General features: G+C 40.0%; 25 protein-coding genes and 2 other annotated features. All 25 genes read right to left on the bottom strand.

Features of this window, described 5'->3' with window-relative positions:
* Positions 1-77: 77 nt before the first annotated feature.
* The 25 genes from rpoB to JFV29_RS28580 all read right to left on the bottom strand — a co-directional run bounded on the left by rpoB (position 78) and on the right by JFV29_RS28580 (position 24,887).
* Positions 78-3,647: a DNA-directed RNA polymerase subunit beta gene (rpoB, locus tag JFV29_RS28700; RefSeq protein ID WP_201188198.1), complete on the bottom strand. Its 3,570-nt coding sequence runs from the start codon at positions 3,645-3,647 to the stop codon at positions 78-80.
* 238 nt (positions 3,648-3,885) lie between these two features.
* Positions 3,886-4,491 carry a class I SAM-dependent methyltransferase gene (locus tag JFV29_RS28695; RefSeq protein WP_201188413.1) on the bottom strand — a complete coding sequence of 202 codons (606 nt, stop codon included), beginning with the start codon at positions 4,489-4,491 and terminating at the stop codon, positions 3,886-3,888.
* A gap of 190 nt (positions 4,492-4,681) precedes the next feature.
* On the bottom strand, positions 4,682-5,041 hold the full coding sequence (gene rplL / locus JFV29_RS28690) for a 50S ribosomal protein L7/L12 (protein WP_053349071.1): 360 nt from the start codon (positions 5,039-5,041) through the stop codon (positions 4,682-4,684).
* Positions 5,042-5,104: 63 nt separating this feature from the next.
* Positions 5,105-5,605: a 50S ribosomal protein L10 gene (gene rplJ / locus JFV29_RS28685; protein ID WP_201188196.1), complete on the bottom strand. Its 501-nt coding sequence runs from the start codon at positions 5,603-5,605 to the stop codon at positions 5,105-5,107.
* A 39-nt stretch (positions 5,606-5,644) separates the two neighbouring features.
* Positions 5,645-5,795 (bottom strand) — a sequence feature (ribosomal protein L10 leader region).
* A gap of 46 nt (positions 5,796-5,841) precedes the next feature.
* On the bottom strand, positions 5,842-6,537 hold the full coding sequence (gene rplA, locus JFV29_RS28680; RefSeq protein ID WP_056521819.1) for a 50S ribosomal protein L1: 696 nt from the start codon (positions 6,535-6,537) through the stop codon (positions 5,842-5,844).
* A gap of 104 nt (positions 6,538-6,641) precedes the next feature.
* Positions 6,642-7,067, bottom strand: coding sequence for a 50S ribosomal protein L11 (gene rplK / locus JFV29_RS28675; protein WP_053349074.1), 426 nt, complete (start codon positions 7,065-7,067; stop codon positions 6,642-6,644).
* A gap of 174 nt (positions 7,068-7,241) precedes the next feature.
* Positions 7,242-7,775, bottom strand: a complete 534-nt coding sequence (gene nusG, locus JFV29_RS28670) for a transcription termination/antitermination protein NusG (RefSeq protein ID WP_053349075.1) — start codon at positions 7,773-7,775, stop codon at positions 7,242-7,244.
* Between the two features lie 257 nt (positions 7,776-8,032).
* Entirely contained in the window at positions 8,033-8,215 is a 183-nt protein-coding gene (gene secE / locus JFV29_RS28665) for a preprotein translocase subunit SecE (RefSeq protein WP_053349076.1), read from the bottom strand.
* A 54-nt stretch (positions 8,216-8,269) separates the two neighbouring features.
* Positions 8,270-8,419, bottom strand: coding sequence for a 50S ribosomal protein L33 (gene rpmG / locus JFV29_RS28660; protein WP_082527447.1), 150 nt, complete (start codon positions 8,417-8,419; stop codon positions 8,270-8,272).
* 206 nt (positions 8,420-8,625) lie between these two features.
* The gene (gene sigH / locus JFV29_RS28655) at positions 8,626-9,258 is read right to left on the bottom strand and encodes an RNA polymerase sporulation sigma factor SigH (RefSeq protein WP_098175004.1); all 633 of its coding nucleotides are present in this window, start codon (positions 9,256-9,258) and stop codon (positions 8,626-8,628) included.
* Positions 9,259-9,343: 85 nt separating this feature from the next.
* Positions 9,344-9,853: an NYN domain-containing protein gene (locus tag JFV29_RS28650; RefSeq protein ID WP_053349078.1), complete on the bottom strand. Its 510-nt coding sequence runs from the start codon at positions 9,851-9,853 to the stop codon at positions 9,344-9,346.
* Positions 9,854-9,857: 4 nt separating this feature from the next.
* Positions 9,858-10,601: a 23S rRNA (guanosine(2251)-2'-O)-methyltransferase RlmB gene (gene rlmB, locus JFV29_RS28645; RefSeq protein WP_056521815.1), complete on the bottom strand. Its 744-nt coding sequence runs from the start codon at positions 10,599-10,601 to the stop codon at positions 9,858-9,860.
* A complete protein-coding gene (locus tag JFV29_RS28640) occupies positions 10,598-11,020 on the bottom strand; it encodes a Mini-ribonuclease 3 (RefSeq protein WP_201188195.1) in 423 nt (140 codons plus the stop codon). Before JFV29_RS28640 ends, rlmB begins: the two co-directional genes overlap by 4 nt.
* Positions 11,021-11,023: 3 nt before the next feature.
* Positions 11,024-12,421 carry a cysteine--tRNA ligase gene (gene cysS / locus JFV29_RS28635; RefSeq protein WP_201188194.1) on the bottom strand — a complete coding sequence of 466 codons (1,398 nt, stop codon included), beginning with the start codon at positions 12,419-12,421 and terminating at the stop codon, positions 11,024-11,026.
* Between the two features lies 1 nt (position 12,422).
* A complete protein-coding gene (gene cysE / locus JFV29_RS28630) occupies positions 12,423-13,073 on the bottom strand; it encodes a serine O-acetyltransferase (protein WP_201188193.1) in 651 nt (216 codons plus the stop codon).
* Between the two features lie 85 nt (positions 13,074-13,158).
* Positions 13,159-13,408: a binding site (T-box leader), on the bottom strand.
* A 42-nt stretch (positions 13,409-13,450) separates the two neighbouring features.
* A complete protein-coding gene (gene gltX, locus JFV29_RS28625; protein ID WP_201188192.1) occupies positions 13,451-14,908 on the bottom strand; it encodes a glutamate--tRNA ligase in 1,458 nt (485 codons plus the stop codon).
* A gap of 90 nt (positions 14,909-14,998) precedes the next feature.
* Positions 14,999-15,478: a 2-C-methyl-D-erythritol 2,4-cyclodiphosphate synthase gene (gene ispF, locus JFV29_RS28620; RefSeq protein WP_056521805.1), complete on the bottom strand. Its 480-nt coding sequence runs from the start codon at positions 15,476-15,478 to the stop codon at positions 14,999-15,001.
* Positions 15,479-15,495: 17 nt separating this feature from the next.
* Positions 15,496-16,176, bottom strand: a complete 681-nt coding sequence (gene ispD / locus JFV29_RS28615; RefSeq protein WP_201188191.1) for a 2-C-methyl-D-erythritol 4-phosphate cytidylyltransferase — start codon at positions 16,174-16,176, stop codon at positions 15,496-15,498.
* Between the two features lie 21 nt (positions 16,177-16,197).
* Positions 16,198-17,295: a PIN/TRAM domain-containing protein gene (locus JFV29_RS28610; protein ID WP_056521799.1), complete on the bottom strand. Its 1,098-nt coding sequence runs from the start codon at positions 17,293-17,295 to the stop codon at positions 16,198-16,200.
* 226 nt (positions 17,296-17,521) lie between these two features.
* Positions 17,522-18,595: a DNA integrity scanning diadenylate cyclase DisA gene (disA, locus tag JFV29_RS28605; protein ID WP_201188190.1), complete on the bottom strand. Its 1,074-nt coding sequence runs from the start codon at positions 18,593-18,595 to the stop codon at positions 17,522-17,524.
* Positions 18,596-18,597: 2 nt separating this feature from the next.
* Complete coding sequence (gene radA / locus JFV29_RS28600) at positions 18,598-19,986, bottom strand: DNA repair protein RadA (RefSeq protein ID WP_201188189.1); 1,389 nt, start codon at positions 19,984-19,986, stop codon at positions 18,598-18,600.
* 234 nt (positions 19,987-20,220) lie between these two features.
* Positions 20,221-22,662, bottom strand: coding sequence for an ATP-dependent protease ATP-binding subunit ClpC (clpC, locus tag JFV29_RS28595; protein WP_056521792.1), 2,442 nt, complete (start codon positions 22,660-22,662; stop codon positions 20,221-20,223).
* 118 nt (positions 22,663-22,780) lie between these two features.
* On the bottom strand, positions 22,781-23,857 hold the full coding sequence (locus JFV29_RS28590; protein ID WP_053349090.1) for a protein arginine kinase: 1,077 nt from the start codon (positions 23,855-23,857) through the stop codon (positions 22,781-22,783).
* Positions 23,854-24,405 carry a UvrB/UvrC motif-containing protein gene (locus JFV29_RS28585; RefSeq protein WP_201188188.1) on the bottom strand — a complete coding sequence of 184 codons (552 nt, stop codon included), beginning with the start codon at positions 24,403-24,405 and terminating at the stop codon, positions 23,854-23,856. The genes JFV29_RS28590 and JFV29_RS28585 overlap by 4 nt, the downstream gene beginning before the upstream one ends.
* Positions 24,406-24,425: 20 nt before the next feature.
* On the bottom strand, positions 24,426-24,887 hold the full coding sequence (locus JFV29_RS28580) for a CtsR family transcriptional regulator (RefSeq protein ID WP_053349092.1): 462 nt from the start codon (positions 24,885-24,887) through the stop codon (positions 24,426-24,428).
* Positions 24,888-25,236 lie beyond the last annotated feature (349 nt).

The following is a 25,236-nucleotide window of genomic DNA, read 5'->3' as shown; positions in this document are numbered from 1 at the left end:
GGCAGCAGGATCATAAAAGAAACATCTTGCTGCCAGTCAGAGCGGATAATATATAAATTGATGTGTTTATATTTAATTTATTCTTTAGCTGGTGCCCCTACTTCGGAAGCAACCATATCTTTTGTTTCTGAATCAAGGCTTAATTTGTCTGCTTGGTTGGCTTCTTCTTCATCTTCCAAGTCACGCATTTCAATTTCACGGTCTTCGGCATTAAGAATTTTAACATCCAATCCTAAGCTTTGAAGTTCCTTAATCAATACTTTGAAGGATTCAGGGACACCAGGCTCAGGGACATTTTCACCCTTGACAATCGCTTCGTAAGTCTTCACACGACCGACGACATCATCTGATTTAACGGTAAGGATTTCTTGTAATGTATAAGCAGCACCATAAGCTTCAAGTGCCCATACCTCCATCTCACCGAAACGCTGTCCACCAAACTGCGCTTTACCACCAAGTGGCTGTTGCGTAACAAGGGAGTAAGGTCCAGTTGAACGAGCATGAAGTTTATCATCAACCATATGTGCAAGTTTAATCATATACATGACACCAACAGACACACGGTTATCGAATGCTTCACCTGAACGTCCGTCATAAAGGACAGTTTTTGCATCACGGGACATCCCAGCTTCTGCAATCGTACCCCAAACATCTTCCTCAGTAGCACCATCGAATACCGGCGATGCTACATGAATGCCAAGCGCGCGTGCTGCCATACCTAAGTGAAGCTCCAGCACCTGCCCGATGTTCATACGTGATGGTACACCCAATGGGTTTAACATGATGTCGACCGGTGTGCCATCTGGTAAGTAAGGCATATCTTCTTCAGGAAGAATCCTAGAGATTACCCCTTTGTTACCATGACGTCCAGCCATTTTATCGCCTTCGTGGATCTTACGTTTTTGAACGATATATACACGCGCAAGTTGGTTTACACCAGGAGGTAGTTCATCGCCATCTTCTCTGTTAAATACTTTAACATCAAGAACGATTCCACCGCCGCCGTGAGGTACACGAAGTGATGTATCCCGTACTTCACGTGCTTTTTCACCGAAAATTGCATGTAATAAACGTTCTTCAGCAGTCAATTCTGTTACACCTTTAGGCGTAACTTTACCAACTAGAAGGTCTCCGTCTTTTACTTCAGCGCCGACACGGATAATTCCGCGCTCATCAAGATTGCGAAGCGCATCTTCCCCAACATTCGGGATATCACGTGTGATCTCTTCCGGTCCCAATTTCGTATCACGGGACTCAGACTCATATTCTTCAATATGAATAGAAGTGTACACATCATCTTTAACTAAACGTTCACTCATGATGATGGCATCTTCATAGTTATATCCATCCCAAGTCATGAAGGCAACTAATACGTTACGTCCAAGCGCTAACTCACCTTTTTCCATTGAAGGACCATCAGCAAGAATCTCACCTTTTACAACGTTGTCACCAACACTTACGATTGGGCGTTGGTTATAGCACGTTCCTTGGTTGGAACGGATGAATTTTAATAAACGATATTTATCAATGTTTCCTTTTACTTGCTGTCCGTCAACCTCACTTACCCTACGTACCCATACTTCACGTGATTCAACGTGTTCTACGATACCAGGATGTTTACAGATGACAGCAGCACCAGAGTCTTTCGCTGAAACATATTCCATACCTGTTCCAACACGAGGGGCTTCTGGTTGAAGCAAAGGTACTGCTTGACGTTGCATGTTCGCTCCCATAAGGGCACGGTTGGAGTCATCATTTTCCAAGAAAGGAATACATGCTGTCGCGGCAGATACAACCTGTTTAGGAGATACATCCATGTAATCTACGCGGTCACGCGGTACAACGGTATTTTCACCGCGGAAACGAGCAACGACATCGTCATCAAGGAATGATCCGTCATCTGATAGACGAACATTCGCTTGAGCAACTACATAGTTATCTTCTTCATCAGCTGTTAAGTAATCAATTTGGCTTGTAATTCTACCTGTCTCAGGGTCCACACGACGATATGGTGTTTCGATGAAACCATACGGGTTTACCTTTGCGAAACTAGATAATGAGTTAATCAAACCAATATTCGGTCCCTCAGGCGTTTCAATCGGACACATACGGCCATAGTGGGAGTAATGAACGTCACGTACTTCAAAGCCCGCACGTTCACGTGTTAAACCACCAGGTCCCAATGCAGATAGACGACGTTTATGCGTCAACTCAGCCAGCGGGTTAGTTTGATCCATAAATTGAGAAAGCTGAGAGCTTCCAAAGAATTCTTTAATAGATGCAATAACTGGACGAATGTTAATTAGTTGCTGTGGAGTGATTGTATTCGTATCCTGAATAGACATTCTTTCACGAACGACACGTTCCATACGAGATAAACCAATTCTAAATTGGTTTTGCAGCAATTCACCAACAGAACGCAGACGACGGTTTCCTAAATGGTCAATATCATCTGTGATTCCTACACCATGCAATAAGTTAAAGAAATAGCTAATAGAAGAAATGATATCAGCCGGTGTAATGTTTTTAACCTGGTCGGTCACGTAAGCATTACCGATGATATTAATCACTTTTTCGCCTTCAGCATCGTTTGGTGCAAATACTTTAATAGGTTGAAGAAGAGTTTCTTCTTCTACCACGCCACCAGATGGGTGGAATGTTTTAAAACCGATTCCCGCTTCAATATGAGGCAGAATTCTATCAAGAGTCCGACGGTCAAGCATTGTACCTTTTTCAACTATAATTTCCCCTGTTTCTGGATCAATCAAAGTCTCCGCAATACGTTGCCCAAACAAACGGTTCTTAATATGCAGTTTTTTGTTTATTTTATAACGACCTACGTTAGCTAAATCATAACGTTTTGGATCAAAAAAGCGGGATACTAAAAGACTTTTCGCGTTATCGACTGTAGGTGGTTCACCCGGGCGTAGACGCTCATAAATTTCTAGTAATGCTTTTTCCACACTCTCAGTGTTGTCCTTTTCAAGAGTGTTACGAAGGTATTCATTGTCACCGATTAAATCAATAATTTCTTGATCGGTTCCGAATCCAAGCGCACGCATCAATACCGTAATAGGCAATTTCCTAGTGCGATCGATTCGAACATACACAACATCCTTGGCGTCTGTTTCGTATTCGAGCCATGCGCCACGGTTAGGAATAACGGTCGCAGAGAATCCAAGCTTACCGTTTTTATCCATTTTACCATTGTAGTAAACACTCGGTGAGCGCACTAATTGGGATACAATTACCCGTTCTGCACCATTGATGACAAATGTACCTGTTTCAGTCATCAGAGGGAAGTCGCCCATAAATACATCCTGGTCTTTTACTTCCCCTGTTTCTTTGTTAACAAGGCGCACTTTCACACGAAGTGGAGCAGAGTAAGTAACATCGCGTTCTTTCGTTTCTTCCACAGAGTACTTCGGTTCAGCTAGGCTGTAATCGATGAACTCTAATGATAAATTACCTGTAAAATCCTCAATAGGAGAAATATCCTGGAACATTTCTTTTAAACCTACATCTAGAAACCATTGATAAGAAGCTGTTTGAATTTCAATCAGATTCGGAAGATCCAAAACCTCACTGATTCTTGCATAACTTCTACGTTGGCGGTGTCGTCCATACTGAACAAGTTGACCTGTCAACTGATTCACCCCTTAAATCAAGCGTTATAAGGATCAATTTGCCTCGGAAAAGGAATCATTTCCATAGACAAAAAGAAAATGGTTTTTATTTTAAAAACCACTATTTCTCATAAAACGAACTATTATTTATATATTTTTCCCATATTATCCATTGGTTATACACCAATGGTATAAAAATTGCATAGTTACGGAATTATATATATGCATTTTATAATACTAACATAGCGAAAATTTAGAGTCAAACCTTTTTGGATAATAGTATATAGTAACCCTTTTTCTTAACTGGCACCTCAATATTTCCAAATAACTGCTCCATTTTATCCATGGCGGATGGTGCACCTTGTTTTTTTTGAATGACAACCCATAATTCTCCACCAGCTACCAAACTTTGATAGCTTTCTTCTAAAATTTCGTGGACAACACTTTTACCTGCGCGAATGGGAGGGTTCGTAAGAATTGCAGCGAATTGACTGGAGCCAACTTTGTCAAAACGATCACTTTCGAATATTTTTACATTGGCGATCCCGTTAGAAGCGGCATTCTCTTTTGACAATTCAACTGCCCGGCTATTTATATCAATCATTTCTATCGCTCTATCGGGATAAGCTGCTGCAATTGATATTCCAATTGGTCCATAACCGCAACCTACATCAAGAATATCTCCTTCCACAGCTTCATTAAGGTTAAAGGTTTCAACCAAAAGACGAGAACCAAAATCAACTTCTTTTTTTGAAAAAACGCCATTATCGCTTTTGAAGCGGAAAGTACGTCCCTTTAATGTAAAATCCCAAAATTTCGGATTGCTTACGACATCCGGTTTATGTGAGTAGTAATGCTCTGTCAGAGTCATCTCCCCCTATCAGAAAGGAATATTGAAGATTTAATGAGAGAAGAGATTTGAAGAATGGATACTTGCATGCCGTTAAGTTTGTAGAATCTCTTAACCAAACTATTAACAACAATTTTCCGTCATTTTCTTTAAAATGAAGAGAAAAAAGCCCGCCAGTGATAGCGAGCTTTTTGTTTATGCAAGATTACTTAACTTCAACGCCAGCTCCAACTTCTTCAAGTTTAGCTTTAACTTCTTCAGCTTCTTCTTTAGAAGCGCCTTCTTTGATTGCTTTTGGAGTGTTGTCAACAAGTTCTTTTGCTTCTTTAAGTCCAAGACCTGTAACTTCACGTACAGCTTTGATAACTTTGATTTTTTGATCTCCAGCAGATGTAAGGATTACATCAAACTCAGTTTGCTCTTCAGCAGCAGCGCCACCAGCAGCAGCTACAGCTACAGGTGCAGCAGCAGTTACGCCAAATTCTTCTTCGATTGCTTTTACAAGGTCGTTTAATTCTAAAACAGTCATGTTTTTAACTGCTTCTAAGATTTGATCTTTAGTCATTGTTATTTCCTCCTCGAAATGGTTGGTTTTTTTTTGAATCAATAGGCTAGATAAGCGGTTAGCTTACGCGCCTTGTTCTTCTTTTTGATCTGCAACTGCTTTTGTAGCAATAGCAAGTCCGCGCATAGGTGCTTGTAGCACGCTGAGTAGCATTGAAAGTAGGCCTTCGCGTGAAGGTAGTTCTGCAAGAGCTTTAATTTCTTCTGCAGTTGCAACATTTCCTTCGATAACTCCAGCTTTGATTTCTAACGCTTCATGTTTTTTCGCAAAATCGTTAAGGATTTTTGCTGGCGCAATAACATCTTCAGTTGAGAATGCAATTGCGTTTGGTCCTGTTAATGATTCGTTCAAAGCGCTAAGTTCAGCACTTTCAGCAGCACGACGAGTTAAAGAGTTTTTGTAAACTTTAAACTCAACGCCAGCATCACGAAGTTGCTTACGAAGTTCTGTTAATTCAGCAACAGTCAATCCACGGTAGTCAACAACTACTGTTGATTGGCTTGCAGTTAATTTTTCAGAAATCTCAGCAACGATTTTTTGCTTTTGTTCAATAATTGCGTTCATCCTTACACCTCCTGTAGATTTGCTTGAAAACATTTATACCGTTTCAAAGAAAAAGCCTTCATCTCTATTGCAGACATGAAGGCAGTAATTTCAAAGGTCATAGTCAACGACTATTATTATCGAATTACCTCGGCAGGGAATTAAGCTCTAGTTGAGCACCTACTGTCTACGGTACAAATGATATTCATTTATTCACAACAAAACATATTATAACAATAATAGTTTTGGAATGTCAATTATTTATTGAAAGAAGATGAATCAACTTTCACACCAGGGCCCATTGTAGTTGTTACAGAAACGTTTTTCATGTAAGTTCCTTTAGCAGCCGCAGGTTTCACTTTCATTAACGTATCATAGATAGTAGTGAAGTTTTCCACTAGTTTAGCATCTTCGAAAGATACTTTACCGATTGGAGCATGGATGTTACCAGCTTTATCTACGCGGTATTCAACTTTACCAGCTTTGATTTCGTTAACTGCTTTTGTTACATCAAATGTAACTGTGCCTGTTTTAGGGTTAGGCATTAAACCTTTAGGTCCTAATACGCGACCAAGTTTACCAACTTCACCCATCATGTCTGGAGTCGCAACGATTACATCGAATTCGAACCAACCTTGTTGGATTTTGTTGATGTAGTCAGATTCGCCAACATAGTCAGCACCAGCAGCTTCAGCTTCTTTTGCTTTTTCGCCTTTAGCGAATACTAATACGCGTTGAGTTTTACCAGTACCATTCGGTAGAACAACTGCTCCACGAATTTGTTGGTCTGCTTTCTTAGGGTCTACACCTAAACGGAAAGCCACTTCAACAGTTGCATCGAATTTTGCGAAGTTAGCTTTTTTAGCAACTTCGATTGCTTCAGTTACAGCATAAGCCTTAGAAACTTCTACAAGCTTAGCTGCTTCAAGATACTTTTTACCTTTTTTCGCCATGATATAAATCCTCCTAAATTGTGGTTTTAACGGTATAACCTCCCACGAATAAAGGTTGCGAGTATCAATCGCAACCCCGTAGAAACAAATAGCAATTACATGGATTAGTCTTCGATGACAATACCCATGCTGCGAGCAGTACCTTCAACCATACGCATTGCAGCTTCAACGTTTGCAGCGTTTAGGTCAGGCATTTTAGTTTCAGCAATCTCGCGCACTTGATCACGCTTGACTGTAGCAACTTTTTTACGGTTAGGTTCACCAGAACCAGACTCAATACCTGCTACTTTCTTAAGCAATACAGCAGCGGGTGGAGTTTTTGTAATGAATGTAAATGAACGGTCTTCAAATACCGTGATTTCAACAGGAATAATTAGACCAGCTTGATCTGCTGTACGAGCGTTGAACTCCTTACAGAATCCCATGATGTTTACACCAGCTTGACCTAATGCAGGACCAACTGGGGGAGCCGGATTCGCTTTACCAGCAGGAATTTGCAATTTAACCATTTTAATTACTTTTTTAGCCACGAGACACACCTCCTTATAAGTCCGTGATGTGGTAATAGGGATATACCCTCCCACTCATCTTGAATTCTTTATATATTAATAAAGAATGCTTGTATCGTTGAGGCCTAAAAATTGAAACATACTGACCTTTGAAATTTTACCACTTTCAAATGGCAATTTCAAGTTTTTTTCCGTTTATAATTTTTCCACTTGATTAAAGTCAAGTTCAACTGGCGTATCACGGCCAAACATATTAACCAGAACTCTTACTTTACCTTTATCTTTATCAAGTTCTTCAATAGGACCTGCAAAGGTTGCAAATGGTCCCTCTTTAACCTGAACGGTATCACCGATTTCAAAATCAACTTCGATTTTGCTTTCATCAACGCCCATCCGCTTAAGAACGACTTCAATTTCTTCAGGAAGAAGCGCTGTCGGTTTAGATCCAGCTCCTGACGAACCCACAAAACCTGTTACGCCAGGTGTATTCCGAACTACATACCAGGAATCGTCCGTCATAATGATTTCCACTAGTACATACCCTGGGAATACTTTCTTTTTCGTTACTTTCTTTTTGCCATCTTTAATTTCTGTTTCTTCTTCTTCAGGAACTACAACTCGAAAGATTTTGTCTTCCATCCCCATTGTTTCAACACGTTTTTCCAAGTTAGCCTTAACCTTGTTCTCATAACCTGAATAGGTGTGAACTACATACCAATTCTTTTCCATGTGATAGGACTTTAACGTCCTTCCCTCCCTGCAACAATCATTTTCTTTATTAAACTTTATCTTTGAACGTTTTAGCCAAAAATCAATCCCCGGCGTTATCCCGACTTAACTAGAATATATTGTGATAATTCATTTTACAGCAGTGCTGAATTTTGAACTTCTTCACTTCTTAAAAAAGACAAATTAAAAAACCCGTTTCCGGGCTTTTCTGCTGACACATATTATTCTATCACTATTATACCTTATTTTCGAATCTCTTATTCAATAACTAAGCGAATTAATTCGGAAATGCCCAAATCTACCACCGTAAAGAATAAAGCCATAAACAATACAGTTGTTACTACCACGATTGTATATTTGGTAAGCTCTTTGCGTTTCGGCCAGCTTACTTTTTGCATTTCGCGAGCCACTCCGCTGAAAAATTCGGTCAAGCGTTTCATGAATGTATCCTCCAAGCATTAGAAAGCTTCTTTGTTAATCTATTAATAAAACGGTTATTTCGTTTCTTTATGAATCGCGTGTGAATTGCATGTACTACAAAATTTCTTTATTTCAAGGCGTTCGCTGCTTGTTGATTGATTACTTTCATAACTATAATTTCTTGAACCACATTCAGTACAAGCTAGAACAATTTTTTTTCTCATTTGATACACCTATCCTATCTACTATATCCATAAAACCTTATCACGACTGTCTTTTATTGTCAATAACAAAGCGGGCTGAGCCCATCCCAGTATGGATAATCGTGTATCGAAAACCTTTGTTTCTTTACATCCAATTTCAAATCTTAGTGAATAAAACTTCCAAGTGGAGATGGGACAGATGAGATTAAGCGGAAAAAGCGGAGGGATTATAAACTGATTTCCCTTACTTCCAAATAGCGCTCGAGCTTTCTTTTCACCCGCTGAAGGGCGTTGTCGATTGACTTCACATGTCGGTTCAACTCTTCCGAAATCTCTTGGTAGGTTTGTCCATCTAGGTAAAGAGCTAACACTTTTCTCTCCAGATCACTCAGAAGCTCGGCCATCTTTAATTCGATATCGTCAAACTCTTCTTGATTGATAATCAGCTCTTCCGGGTCTAAAACTTTTGTACCCGATATTATATCCATAAGAGTTCGATCGGATTCCTCATCATAAATAGGCTTGTCCAGGGAAACATAGGAATTGAGCGGAATATGCTTTTGACGCGTTGCTGTTTTAATAGCTGTAATGATCTGCCTCGTAATACATAGTTCGGCAAACGCTTTAAAGGAGGATAACTTATCACCTTTAAAATCACGGACGGCTTTATATAAACCAATCATACCTTCTTGAACGATGTCTTCCTTATCTGCACCAATTAAGAAATAAGTCCTTGCCTTTGCTCTAACAAAATTACGATACTTTTGGATCAAGTAATCCAGCGCTTCACTGTCTCCAGTGTGTACCAACTCTATCAATTCATCATCATCAAACTGCAGATACTTTTCGTTCAGTTTCATTCCGAATTTGAGACCCACATTATATCCCCCTGACCTGACTCAGATAGAAATATTATACAGCAGGTAAAAATTACCCGTCAATGGTTCAAATCTTCCCTCGACGCCATTTTTCGAAAATTTCCGCAACTTCTTCACTTAAAGGGATTTTAGCAGCGGGTTTTATTATGGTTGTTTTTTTTACATCCTTCTCAATTTCCCCTTGAATTTCTTCCATCTCAATAAGCAGTTCGCGGGCAGATTTCCTTAGAGCCCCTTGGCCAAATATCACCCACTGCTCCGTGAAGTCAGAAGTCGCCACTTGAATCTGCGTTTTGATATTATTCAGTTCAATTGCCATCTTTTCTATTCTCTCATCAGCAGTTTCATTTTCTTTTGTAAAAATTACATCTACCTTATGATTTTTGAATATCCGGGCAATTCCTTGAACATATTGGGCGTCAAATACGACAATTACGCGATACCCGGTAAAGGCTTGATATTCCGCCATCATTTCAATTAACCGGTCCCTTGCAGCAGCAAGATCCCGTTCTTTCAATTCTCTCAGTTCCGGCCAGGCCCCAATAATGTTGTAACCGTCCACTAACAGAATATTCATCCCATTATTGGCCTAAAGGATTTCTTTTTCTATAGACCTCATACATCAATAAACCAGCTGCTACCGATGCATTTAACGACGTTACTTGTCCTGCCATAGGGAGACGGATGAGGAAATCGCATTTTTCCTTCATTAAACGGGCCATTCCTTTACCTTCGCTACCAATTACAAGTCCAATGGGCATCTTGCCATCCATGTTACGGTAATCATCGCTACCTTTCGCATCTGTACCGACAATCCAGACACCACGCTCTTTTAACTCTTCAACTGCTCGTGCCAAATTCGTAACACGAGCAACTGGAATATACTCAATTGCACCGGTCGATGCTTTCGCTACTGTTGCCGTTAATCCCACTGCTCTCCGTTTTGGAATAATAATTCCATGGGCTCCGACAGCATCTGCTGTTCTCATAATTGATCCTAAATTATGTGGATCTTCAACTTCATCAAGAATCATGAAAAATGGCGCTTCATCCCGTTCTGCCGCTTTGGCGAATAAGTCATCCAATTCTACATATTCATAAGCCGCCACTTGTGCGACAACACCTTGATGAATACCATCTGCCATTTGATCAATTTTTTTCTTTGGAACAATTTGCACAAATACCTTCTTTTCTTTAGCAAGACCAATAAGTGGTTGCATTGACCCTTTTTGTGAGCCTTCTGCTATCCAAATTTTATTTATATCCCGTTCGGAGCGAAGTGCTTCCAATACGGGGTTTCTTCCAATGATGTATTCTTCACTCATGGGTTACTCCCCTTTTCTTCTTCAATGAATTCAATAGACTTTCTAATAAGCTCTTCCATTCTTTCTATTCGACCGGATAAATACAGAAAGCCCATAAGAGCCTCAAAGGCCGTACTGTAACGATACGTTTGCACATCTGTATTCTTCGGAACCGAACCGGATTTCGCATTACGGCCGCGACGGACGACAGCGGATTCTTCTTCTGATAACCAACCTGACTCCAAGAAAAAATGAATAATCTTATTTTGAGCTTTAGCTGATACAAAAGATGTTGCTTTTTTGTGAAGAAGATTAGGCTTGACCGCTCCTTTTTGAATGAGATGATGCCGGATATACGTTTCATATACGGCATCACCTATATAGGCTAGAGCAAGACTGTTTAACATTTTTTCATCTACTTTATTATCGTAATGAAGCATCAATTACCCTCTTTTCCATCTTGTACCTTGAGGGGTATCCTCTAATATAATATTCATGTTTTTCAAGCGGTCACGAATTTCATCAGATAACCCAAAGTTGCGATCTTTCCGCGCTTGAATTCTCTGCTGAATCAAGCCTTCAATTTCTTCATCCAACAACCCTTCTTCTTCTAGAGACAAACCTAGAACTGAAAACAGTGTTTGGAATTCTTCAAGGAAAGCCTCAATGACTTCCTTGTCGGTATTTTTCTCCATCAAGTAATAATTTGCTTGCTTGGACAGTTCAAAGAGAATGGATATCGCGTTAGCTGTGTTAAAATCATCGTCCATTTCTTGAATGAACTGTTCATGTAACGCATTTACTTTCTCCAGCCAAACATCATTATTCTCAGTCAACCCATCACTTACTTGGAGACGATGCTTTAAGTTTTGGTATGATGTTCTTAAACGATCAAGTGCCGCCTTTACATTCTCTAGTACTTCTTCGCTGTAATTGATAGGATGGCGGTAATGTACGGATAACATGAAGAAGCGTAACACTTGTGGATCATGCTTCTGAATGATGTCATGCACAAGAACAAAATTGCCTAAGGACTTAGACATTTTTTCATTATCAATATTGATATATCCGTTATGCATCCAATAATTCGCAAAGGTCTTGCCCGTTAATGCCTCAGATTGTGCAATTTCATTTTCATGATGGGGAAAAGCTAGATCTTGGCCGCCTGCGTGTATATCAATTGTATCGCCCAAATACTTTCTGACCATGGCAGAGCATTCGATATGCCAACCAGGACGCCCCTTACCCCATGGACTCTCCCAAGATATTTCACCTTCCTTAGCCGCTTTCCAAAGGGCAAAATCAAGGGCATCTTGTTTTTTCTCACCAATTTCAATGCGTGCCCCAACTCGCAGCTCATCGATGGATTGGTGGGACAACTTTCCATACCCTTCAAATTTACGAGTTCGGTAGTACACATCACCTTCAGATTCATAAGCGAATCCTTTTTCAATCAATGCCGAAATAAATTCAATAATTGTATCCATGTTCTCCATCACGGTCGGATGTGCATCCGCCTTTTTGCAACCAAGCGCAGAAACGTCTTCAAAATACGCCTTAATAAAACGTTCTGAAATGGCCGGGACATCTTCCCCCAATTCTTTTGCTGCGCGAATGAGTTTATCATCAACATCTGTGAAATTCGAAACAAATTGAACTTCATACCCACGATAATCTAAATATCTTCGAACGGTATCAAATACTATTGCGGGTCTAGCATTTCCAATATGAATGTAATTGTAGACAGTAGGTCCGCACACATACATTTTCACCTTTCCTTCTTCAATCGGAACGAAGGCTTCTTTCTGTCTTGTAACTGTGTTATATATTTTAATTGCCATATTATAAACTCCTTTCTTCCTGCCTCTGCTCAGCCAACTTCGCTTTTAAGGCAAAGATTTCTTTATCCATTTCCTTGAAACGGTCAGCAATCGGATCAGGAAGATCTGAATGATTTAAGTCTTTATTGATTTTGATACCATCTCGAATGACTACTTTACCTGGAATGCCTACCACCGTTGAATTAGGAGGTACTTCCTTTAAAACGACAGAACCTGCACCGATTTTTGAGTTTTCACCAACTGTGATGGAACCCAGTACTTTTGCTCCTGTTGCAATCAATACATTATCTTTTATCGTAGGATGGCGTTTTCCCTTTTCCTTACCTGTTCCTCCAAGCGTGACCCCTTGAAAGACAGACACATTGTCGCCAATTTCACATGTTTCACCAATGACGATCCCCATTCCATGGTCAATGAAAAATCGACGGCCTATAGTAGCCCCTGGGTGAATTTCAATCCCAGTAAAAAACCGACTGATTTGAGAAATACTTCTCGCTAGGAAAAAAAACTTCTTCTTGAAAAGTACGTGAGCCATTCTATGACTCCAAATTGCATGTAAACCAGCATACGTTAAAATAACTTCCAAATAACTACGCGCAGCAGGATCTTGATCAAAAACCACTTCGATATCCTCTTTAAACATCTTTAACAAAATGATTCCCCCCTATGTTCCTTCCTTTTCCAACATCCCCTCATAAACCTTTTAAAGCATATAAAAAAGCGTCTCTGTCCTAATAGACAGAGACGCTCTAAGCGCGGTTCCACTCTGTTTGGAATGGTTTCCAGCAGGTAAAAAGCACCCCTGTTTTTCCATTCCCAACTTTTATCCCTATAACGGAGGATATTCCGCCTGTGCCTACTAGAGGTTAGTTCAGCAAAGGACTCAAGGGTGCATTTCAGAAAACGAGAGGCTTGAACCACTTTCAGCAGGTTATGGTTCTCTCTAATAAGCTTCGTTTACTTACTTCTCCCCATCTACGCGTTCTTTTGTAAGATTATTAAATACTATATTACATTTTTGACAAATTGTTAATATAAAATACTTTGAATACGTTGTTTAATTTTTTCTTTGCCAAGTAATGAAATAGCTTTAGGCAAGTCAGGTCCATGTGTTTGACCAGTCACAGCTGCACGAATTGGCATGAATAATTTTTTCCCTTTATGCCCTGTGCTTTTTTGTACAGCTTTAATTGACTTCTTAATTTCGTCGGCCTTAAATTCCTCCAGCCCTTCGATTTCTTGAAGGAAAGCATTCATGACTTCTGGTACTTGCTCTTCTGCTAGGACTTCTTTCGCTTCAGTCTCAAACTCGACCTCATCCTTGAAAAATAGTTCAGACAGCTCAACAATTTCCGCTCCATAGCTCATCTGCTCTTGATAAAGAGAAACAAGCCCGTGTACCCACTCTTCTTCTTCAGCAGTTAGGGACGCAGAAACCTTCCCAGCCTTGATTAAATGTGGCATAGACAATTCCACTGCACGATCCTCATCCAATTGCTTCACATATTGGTTATTCATCCAAGTAAGCTTTTGCTTATCGAAAAGTGCAGGCGATTTAGACAATCGATCAGGCTCAAAAAGATTAATAAACTCTTCTTTTGAGAAGATCTCTTCCTCGCCGCCCGGTGACCATCCTAGTAAAGTAATGAAGTTGAATAACGCTTCAGGCAAATAACCCAACTCTTCATATTGCTCAATGAATTGAATAATCGATTCATCACGTTTACTTAGTTTTTTTCGGCTTTCATTTACAATTAGAGTCATATGACCGAACACAGGCGGTTCCCAACCGAATGCTTCATAAATCATTAATTGCTTTGGAGTATTGGAGATATGATCATCACCGCGAAGAACATGGGAAATCTTCATCAAGTGATCATCAACCGCTACCGCAAAGTTATAAGTTGGAATACCATCTTTTTTAACGATAACAAAGTCTCCAAAGCCATCTGTCTCAAACGATACGTCATCCTTAACCATATCTTTGAACGTAAGGACCTTACCTGAAGGAACGGCAAAACGAACGCTAGGCTTTCTGCCTTCTGCCTCTAGTTTCACTTGCTCTTCATCAGTTAAATGCCTGCACTTCCCTGAATACTTTGGTGTTTCATTACGTTCAACCTGTCCTTCCCGCTCTGCTTCAAGTTCCTCTTCCGTACAATAGCATTTATAAGCCAAGCCTTTGTTCAGAAGCTCTTGATACAATTCTTGGTACAGGTCGTTTCTCTCTGATTGACGATACGGGCCATATTCCCCGCCAATATCAACACCTTCGTCCCAGTCCATACCAAGCCATTTTAAATATTTCAGCTGACTTTCTTCGCCGCCTTCAATATTTCTCTTTTTGTCGGTATCTTCAATCCGGATGATGAATTTCCCGCCTTTATTTCGTGCGTATAAATAATTAAATAAAGCCGTCCGTGCATTTCCTATATGTAAATGTCCAGTCGGACTCGGTGCATAGCGAACTCGAATATCGCTGCTCATGATATATCTAGACCTCCCAGTCTTTCTTTTCTATCGTTTATTTTATCATTTAAATTCATTGGGATAAAGGTATCCACTCTAAAAACGAATTTAGTTTGATTTAACCAATAAGACAACAGCCTGTGCCGCAATTCCTTCACTTCTGCCAGTAAAACCAAGCTTCTCGGTTGTGGTTGCTTTTACATTGATTTGATCAACTGAAGCATCTAAAAGTTCTGCAATCCTGACTCGCATTTCTTCAATATATGGAGCCATCTTCGGACTTTGTGCAATGATTGTACAATCAGCATTCCCTAGTACATAGCCTTCTTTTTTTACAATCGCCCAAATATACTGCAGCAGTTTTGCCGAATCAGCGTCTTTAAATTCCGGGTCAGTATCCGGAAAATGCTTACCAATATCTCCTGCACCAATTGCTCCTAAGCAAGCATCGGCAACAGTATGTAGAAGCACATCCGCATCCGAATGGCCAAGTAACCCTTTCTCATAAGGAATTGTAATCCCACCAATAATTAAAGGTCTTCCCTCTACAAGCTGATGAACGTCATATCCTTGTCCAATTCGAAACATCTTATTCTCCCCTATCATCAAAGTTGTTGTTTATGTAAAATCGCTTCTGCAAAATAAAGGTCTTCCTGTGTCGTAATTTTAATATTATCATAAGTGCCTTCAATAATAACTACCTGTTCGTTGATCCGTTCTAGCAAACTTGCATCGTCCGTACCTAAAAATGACTCCAACTCCGCCTGTTCATGCGCCCTTTTTAATATAGATACACGAAAAGCTTGTGGAGTTTGTACCGCCCACAAGCTTGATCGTTCCACCGTTTCTAGAACCTTTTTATCGGCGGCTTTTTTTATGGTATCCTTTACTGGAACCGCAATGACCGCCCCTCCATGAAGGGAAGCAGAAGACGTTAATTCACTGATTTGCACCTGGTCGATAAAAGGGCGAGCGCCGTCGTGGACCAGGATAATTTCTTCTCCTGCATGTTTTAGCCCATTATAAACACTCTGTTGACGTTCCTTGCCACCTGTCACGAGTTTCTTGACCTTCTTAAGGTCATAAGTCGCTATCATTTGTATGAAATAATCCTCTTCTGTCGGATTTATCGAAAGGATAATCCCCCGACAGTTAGGATCTTCTTCAAAAACACGAAGTGTATAAACAATAATCGGGGTACCTGATAGTTCAATAAAAAGTTTATTCTTGCCCGCTTTCATTCGTTTTCCTTGTCCAGCTGCAGGTATCACTACTTCATAAAACATAACGGTTTCTCCTACTCTTCTTTATAATGCTTTTTCTAATAGTTTCGGTTTAGCAAAAATCATCCGACCTGCTGAGGTTTGCAGTACACTTGTCACAAGTACATCAATGCGTTTTCCAATATGATCACGACCACCTTCGACAACAATCATCGTACCGTCGTCTAAATAAGCAATGCCTTGATTCTGCTCTTTCCCATCCTTAATGACTTGCACATTCATTTCTTCTCCAGGAAGTACAACAGGTTTAACAGCATTCGCCAGGTCATTAATATTAAGGACTGCTACATTTTGAAACTCGCATACTTTATTTAAATTAAAGTCATTTGTAACAACCATCCCACCTGATATTTTGGCAAGCTTCACTAATTTACTGTCCACTTCTTGGATGTCTTCAAAATCCCCTTCGTACATCTCTACTTTAATCGGTAGTTCTTTTTGAATCCGGTTAAGGATATCCAATCCACGTCTACCGCGGTTCCTTTTCAAAGCATCTGAGGAATCAGCAATGTGCTGAAGCTCGTTTAATACGAATTGTGGTATTACTATGGTACCTTCTAGGAAGCCTGTCTGACAGATATCTGCAATTCTACCGTCAATAATAACGCTTGTATCGAGGATCTTCAATCGCTTGCTGTAACCTTCTTCGTCCTCTTCACTCTCTTCACCGTCTGAAGTTTTTTTCTTATTATTTTTCGTAAATAAATTCAATAGTTCATCACGTTTTTTAAAGCCAACCTGAAACCCAAGATAACCAAACAAAAGCGTAAGGATGATAGGAACTACTGTATTTAAAATAGGCACCCTAATTGCACTAAAAGCGGATCCAACTAAAAATGCCGCAAGTAGTCCCACTAAAAGACCAACGCTGCCAAAGATTATGTCCGTACTTGGTATCTTAACAAGCTGTTCCTCCAGCCACTTCATAAAATAGATCACATGATCTACTGCCCAAAAAGTAATAAGATAAAAGATAATGGCACCCAACAGTACACTTACATAAGGATTGTTTATTAAAGCAATATCATCTGCATGTAAAACAATTAATAATTCCGGAATAAGTAACATACCAAGTGTCCCACCGACTATTAAGAAGCATGCTTGTATAATGCGTTTTAACATCCCTTTCACCTCCCTCTACTCATTATTGACCAATAAAAAAAAATGAAACCTTCGAAAATTCGTTTTCATTATATACGTGAAATTCACCTAAGGAATTAGTGGATTTACAAATATGATCCCTTCTCTTTTTCGTATTATTAGCCTAGCACCCTAAGTTTTGAGTGTCAAAAATAAACACCAATCAATTTCAAGCTAATATAGGAAAATTTAGATGTAAGTTTGCACCTTACATCCTTCGATTTGTGACAAGCTGATTTTTCAAAATACGAAGTCCTTCTCTAATTTTATTGGCACGGACTTCCCCAATACCTTCTACATCGTCAAGATCTTCAACCGTCGCTTTATTGACCTCCTTAAAGCTTTCGAACTGTTTCACTAAATTTTCAATGATCAAACCCGGCAAGCGTGGGATTTTATGAAGAATCCGGTATCCACGGGCATGTATAGCCTCATCAAGATGAATGTAACCATGATAGCCCAGTATTTTTAAAAGTATGCTTTCGTCCAATTGTTCCTGCATGGCCAACTCTTGAAGCCGGAAGATAATTTCTTCAGGTTTTTCATCATTACTAGAGGTATAATCCTTGATAAGCCATTTTCCTTCCGTTTCAATATCCGCCAGAATTTCGTTCATTTGCAGACGGATCAGCCGTCCTTCTGTACCGAGTTCATTTAGGTAGGTAAGTAACTCAGCTTTGATTCGAAGAACCATAACATAACGATGAAATACTTGTAAAAGGTCAGCATAAGTCACAAGTTCTTCAAATTCCAGAGCTCCTAACACAGATATGCTCTGCTGCAGTACCACCTTATATTTTTCCAAGGTTTGAATGGCTAGATTAGCCTTAGCGAGTATGACACCAATATCTTTAAGGGCATATCGAAAATTACCTTGATATAAAGTAATTACATTTCGACGTTGTGAGATTGCAATTACTAAAGACTTGGTCTCTCTAGCTACACGCTCCGCTGTCCGGTGCCGCATACCTGTTTCAGTGGAGGGTGTACTATTATCAGGTACTAATTGAGCATTGGCGAAAATGATAGTATCGGCCTTTTCATTTAAAATGATGGCTCCGTCCATCTTCGCCAGCTCATATAATGTACTTGGGGTACAGTTACAGTTAATTTGGAAGCCACCATCTACAATTGTGCGTACCTTTTCGTTATATCCAACTACAATCAATCCACCCGTATTTGCCCTCAGGACATTTTCAATGCCTTCCCGAAGCGGGGTACCCGGGGCTACAATTTGCAAAATCTCCAATTTGGTTTTCTCATACCCTTTTTTATCTGTCATCTTTACCCCCCTAACGAATGATGAAGAGCCTCCGAAACCGATGAAACCCCAACAATCTTAATACCCTTTGGAGCTGTCCATCCACCTATATTATTAGCTGGTATAATGACCCGTTCAAACCCTAGTTTTGCTGCTTCCTGTACTCGTTGTTCAATCCGGGACACCCTTCTTACTTCCCCCGTTAACCCAACTTCTCCAATGATGCAATCGGCAGGATTTGTTGGTTTATCACGGAAGCTTGAGGCAATGCTAATTGCCACAGCCAGATCAATTGCCGGTTCATCCAGCTTGACACCTCCAGCAACCTTTAGGTACGCATCTTGGTTTTGTAATAACAAACCCACTCTCTTTTCCAAGACTGCCATTAAAAGCGAGACCCTATTGTGATCAATCCCAGTAGCCATTCGCCTTGGATTTCCAAAACTCGTCGGTGAAATTAATGCCTGAATTTCGACAAGCACCGGTCTTGTTCCTTCCATTGACGCAACAACGGTAGATCCCGAAGCTCCTTGTGACCGTTCCTCAAGGAAAATTTCCGAGGGATTCGCGACTTCTTCTAGACCATGTTCCTTCATTTCAAAAATACCCATCTCATTTGTCGAACCAAAGCGGTTTTTGACCGCGCGTATAATTCGATATGTATGGTGTCTTTCTCCTTCGAAATATAAAACAGTGTCTACCATATGCTCAAGCAACCTTGGCCCTGCAATCGCCCCTTCTTTCGTAACATGCCCGACGATAAAGATCGCAATTCCATTCGTCTTCGCAATACGCATGAGCGATGCCGTACATTCCCTTACTTGTGAAACACTTCCCGGCGCGGAAGTCACTTCAGAATGATACACTGTTTGAATTGAATCAATAATAACTAAATCCGGATTTACCTCTTGAATTGCCTGTTGGATATAATCCATATCAGTTTCCGCATAAACGAATAGATTTTCTGACATAACCCCAAGCCGGTCCGCTCTCAGTTTGGTCTGTTTAACTGATTCTTCACCTGAAATATATAGCACTTTTTTCTGTTTATGCGCCAACTGTGAAGATACTTGCAAAAGTAGGGTAGATTTACCAATACCCGGATCTCCTCCAATTAACACAAGTGACCCCTGCACAATCCCGCCACCAAGCGCACGATTCAATTCCATTAAATCTGTCTTAATTCGAGGTTCCTTGTCTGACTGAATAGTAGTTATAGGTGCCGCCTTCTCACGTTCCCCGGAACCTCTAACCTCTGAATGAGTAAAAGCCCCTTTTCTAGCCGGTTTAACAATTTCGGTTTCCTCGACCATCTTATTCCATTCTCCACAGCCCGGGCACTTTCCCATCCACTTCGCTGATTCATACCCACAAGACTGACACATAAACTTCGTTTTCTTTTTTGCAGCCATAATTACTCCTCTTCCTATTTGAAAAAATACCTATATAAAGGATATTATATCTCGGTTTTATTTAAACCTTCTTAATGATAAGTTTTTTAGAAAATAACTTCTGCACCCATATTTCCCTTTTTTTCGCCAGATATTGATTGCTTAAAAATTTTAAATATGAACATTTCTACCTATGAATAAAAAACAGAGGTACACTGCAAAAAATCTGCGTGTACCTCGAAGTTTAGAATCAGATTATTCACTTACGTTAACAGGCTCGCCTTGTCGGATTGCAAACTCATTATTCACAACGTCCATCACGACCGTTTGCCCTTTTTTCACATTACCTTTCAGCAACTCTTCGGACAAATAATCTTCTACATGTTTCTGAAGCGCTCTTCGGATTGGACGTGCCCCGTATTCAGGATCAAAGCCTTCCGTAGCAATTTTTTCTCTAGCCGCATCTGTCAGCTCCAAGTATATTTCCTGTTCTTTCAAACGAGTAGTCAGCTGATTAGACATTAATGTAACAATTTGTTTCAAGTGATCTTTCTCTAACGAGTGGAACACGATGGTTTCATCAATACGATTCAGGAATTCTGGACGGAAGGCACGTTTAAGTTCTTCCATCACTTTCCCTTTCATATTTTTGTAGTCCTGGCCAGTGTCCTGGATGTTAAAACCGACATACTTATCAATTTTTAATGCAGAAGCCCCAACATTTGAAGTCATAATCAGAATCGTATTCCTAAAATCGACAGTACGGCCTTTAGAGTCTGTCAGCCTTCCGTCTTCTAGTACTTGAAGAAGAATATTAAAAACATCTGGATGTGCCTTTTCAATTTCATCAAGCAGAACGACGGAATATGGTTTTCTCCGCACTTTTTCTGTTAACTGTCCGCCTTCTTCGTATCCTACATATCCTGGAGGAGATCCAACAAGACGTGAAGTTGAATGTTTCTCCATATATTCAGACATGTCGATCCTTATCATGGCATCTTCATCACCAAAGATGGATTCAGCTAGAGCACGGGCAAGCTCGGTTTTACCAACTCCTGTAGGCCCCAAGAAGATGAATGAACCGATTGGACGCTTAGGATCTTTCAATCCTGCTCTTGCACGTCGTACCGCTTTAGAGACCGCTATGACGGCTTCTTCCTGCCCAATTACACGATCATGGAGGATTGATTCCATATTAAGCAGTTTATCAGACTCAGTTTGCGCCAGTTTAGTAACCGGAACTCCCGTCCAGCTGGAAACGACATGGGCAATATCGTCCACTGTCACTTCACTGTTCTCTTGCCCTTGTTTTTCTTTCCATGTTTTCTTCGTTTCTTCCAATTGTTCTCTTAAACGTTGTTCTGTATCGCGAAGTGAAGCAGCTTTTTCAAACTCTTGACTTTGAACGGAAGCGTCCTTTTCCTTACGAACATCATCTAGTTTCACTTCAAGTTCTTTTAAGTTTGGTGGTGTTGTATATGAGCGTAACCGTACTTTTGAACCTGCTTCATCAATCAAGTCAATCGCTTTATCCGGTAAGAAGCGATCGGAAATATAACGATCAGATAATTTAACTGCAGCGTCAATCGCTTCATCCGTAATTGAAACGCGGTGATGGGCTTCATACCGGTCACGTAAACCCTTCAATATTTGAATGGACTCTTCCATCGTTGGCTCGTCGACTTGAATTGGTTGAAAGCGTCGTTCTAGCGCAGCGTCTTTTTCGATATATTTACGGTACTCATCCAAAGTCGTTGCACCGATACATTGTAATTCACCACGGGCCAATGAAGGTTTAAGGATATTAGAAGCATCAATGGCACCTTCAGCCCCGCCAGCACCAATCAATGTGTGCAACTCATCGATGAATAAGATTATATTGCCTGCCTGACGAATTTCGTCCATTACTTTCTTTAAACGGTCCTCAAACTCACCACGATATTTCGTACCAGCTACAACAGTACCCATATCAAGTGTCATAACGCGTTTATCGCGCAGGATTTCAGGTACCTCATTATTAATGATCTGTTGGGCAAGGCCTTCAGCGATGGCTGTTTTACCAACCCCAGGTTCACCGATTAATACTGGGTTATTTTTTGTACGACGACTTAATACCTCAATGACTCTCTGTATTTCCTTGCTTCTTCCGATAACAGGATCCAGGCTGCCTTCACGAGCAATCGCCGTTAAATCTCGGGCAAGACTATCCAGGGTTGGTGTGCTTGCATTTGACGCTGCTGACCCCTGATGTCCACCTGATTCATTACTGCCTAACAGTTGTAATACCTGTTGGCGTGCTTTATTTAAGCTTACTCCAAGGTTGTTCAGTACTCGGGCTGCAACACCTTCACCTTCTCGGATTAGACCAAGAAGTACATGCTCTGTCCCAACATATGAATGGCCTAATTTTCTTGCTTCATCCATTGAAAGTTCAATGACTTTTTTAGCTCTTGGGGTATAGTGTATTGTTTGGGCAGTATCCTGTCCACGGCCAATCAGGTTTTCTACTTCTTTCTGGATTTTTTCCGCTCCTAAACCAAGAGCATATAACGCTTTAGCTGCAATACCATCGCCTTCTCGAACCAGGCCTAACAAAATATGTTCTGTACCAATATTATTATGTCCTAAGCGGATTGCTTCTTCTTGGGCTAATGCTAATACTTTCTGGGCTCTTTCAGTAAAACGACCAAACATCATAGGGAATTCCTCCTTAAGAATTTTCGTTTTGAGTAAAGCTACTCTAAGTAACGGCAGAGGCTTCATTGCACTACATTTATTACATGAATATAGGTACTCACTCAGAGGTAATTAACCTCTATGAGGAGGAAGTTTCCGTGAAGTTTAAGCGTTCTCGAATGAGTGCTGCTCTACGGATATCCCTTTCATGGGATCTTAATGGGCCACCTGCGTATTTTTGTAAAAATCCTGACTGAGTTAATATCATCAACTCATTTAAGATGCTTTTAGAAATATTTTTTATATACCCAAGATCTATACCTAACCTAACATCGGAGATACAGGTAGTTGCTTCCTTAGTCTCAATGACTCGAGCATTAGACAAAATCCCATAAGAACGGTAAACTCTATCTTCTAATTGTATGTGAGAGGTCTTCACTAATGCATCCCTTGCTGACCTTTCCTGGGCAATGATTTGTTGAACTACACTCGTTAGATCTTCAACGATGTCTCTTTCAGACTTTCCGAGAGTAATTTGATTAGAGATTTGAAAGATATTCCCTAACGCTTGACTGCCCTCTCCATAAATCCCTCGAACTACCAACCCTAATTGATTGATAGCCGGTATAATTTGATTCATCTGCTGTGTAAGGACTAGGCCCGGCAGATGCATCATGACCGAAGCCCTTAATCCTGTTCCCACATTAGTTGGACAACTAGTTAAGTATCCTCTTTCTTCATCATATGCATAGTCTATGGATTCTTCAATCCAATCGTCAAGAACATTTGCGAGCTTTAACGTTTCTTTTAGCTGCAGCCCAGACATTAAACACTGAATACGGAGATGATCCTCTTCATTGATCATGATACTTATTTCTTCATTTTCTGAGAGAAGACAAGCACCTTTTGCTGATTCATCAACTAAATGAGGACTGATTAAATGCTTTTCAACGAGAACACGCTTTTCTAGTGGTTGGATTTGGTCAATCTCTAGAAGTTCAAGTTTGCCAATCTCCGGGGTAACTTCCTCTTCAATTCTTTTTTTTACTAATTCAATGATTTCTTTAGCTTCTTCGTTAGAAAAGGAGGTAGGAAAGGTGAAATCTTTGAAATTCCTGGCCAACCGAATTCTAGAACTTAATACAATATCAATTTCAGGCCCTTCGGCACTCATCCAGGAACTCAAGGCGTTTTCTACAAACTTTTCTAAACTCATAATTCGTCGCCTCCCTCTTGTGCTTCATACCTTTTTTCAAGGGAACGAACCTTATCTCTTACTTCTGCTGCTTTCTCAAATTCCTCTTGATTGATGTGAATCTTTAAAACCTCTTTCAAATCTGAAATTTGTTTTCGAAGATAAATGGTGCCACCAATCCTTTTTGGAATTTTACCTATATGTGCAATGTTGCCGCTATGAACCCTCTTTAAAATCGGATTTAATTGATCATTGAAAGTTTTATAACATTCAGCACATCCAAATTTACCAAGGTGGACAAACTCTTTATAGGATCGGTGACAATGAGGGCAGCGCTTCTCTTCTGTCTTAGGAAATGCATTTGCCTTCGTCTGTTGAATATTCGACTCCATATTCAACAATCCTGCTAATAAATTATTTATTGAAAAACCATGTCCTCCTGCAACCATAGCCATTTCACCTTTTTCCTGAGCACATTTCTCACAAATCATAACCTCGGTTTTTTTTCCATTAATGATCTTGGTGAAGTGCAGGGTAGCAGGTCTTTGATGACATTCTTGGCAAATCATGTTCATCACCTCTGCCAGTTTTATTTATATTTTAAAGTTGTAAGCATCGCAGTTAAAATCCTTGCCCTAAGCTCATCTCGGTCGGGTAAATCTATATAAATCACCGATCTATCAATGACGCTCATCATGATCTTGGCTTCTCTTTCATTTATAACTTCTTCACTCATAAGCCGAGAAATAACACCTTCAGCCATCGATTGAGTTACCCTAGAACCAATAAGGGACAATAATTGGTTAATAAGATGCACGTAATCCTGCGATTTCACTTTCATGATCCGTATATAACCGCCGCCTCCACGCTTACTCTCTACAACATAACCTCTTTCGATTGTAAACCTGGTATTAATTACGTAATTGATTTGAGAAGGAACACACTGAAATTTATCTGCTATTTCACTTCTTTTAATTTCTAAGATATCTTTCTGACTTATTTCTAGTACTTGTTTCAAATAAGTTTCGATAATATCAGATATGTTTCTCACTCAGCCTCCTCCAATCTGACTTTGACTATATTTGACTATTATTATACAAGGAAAAATGCATTTTGCAACTTAAATGCACTCATTTAAATGTATTATCCATTTTCTCCAAATTATATGTACTTACATACCCTAATGCACACTAAAATTTAAATATCTTACTTAAATACCCTAAACAGTTAAACACAAAACCTATTTTATAATAGAATATTCTATTACGTGTATTAATTCTCCTGCCGAATCCAAACACCTGGTCAAATACAAAGAAGACCAACATCTTTGCTGATCTTTAAATCGCTATCTATTTGTAAAGAAAAAAGACCAGCCAAGGATGGCTGATCTTTTTGATTGG

Origin of the sequence: Peribacillus sp. TH16, from assembly GCF_016651095.1 — a bacterium.
GTDB classification, from domain to species: domain Bacteria; phylum Bacillota; class Bacilli; order Bacillales; family DSM-1321; genus Peribacillus; species Peribacillus butanolivorans.
Note: the sequence above shows the minus strand (reverse complement) of the source record. Positions and strands in the feature narration are given on the sequence as shown.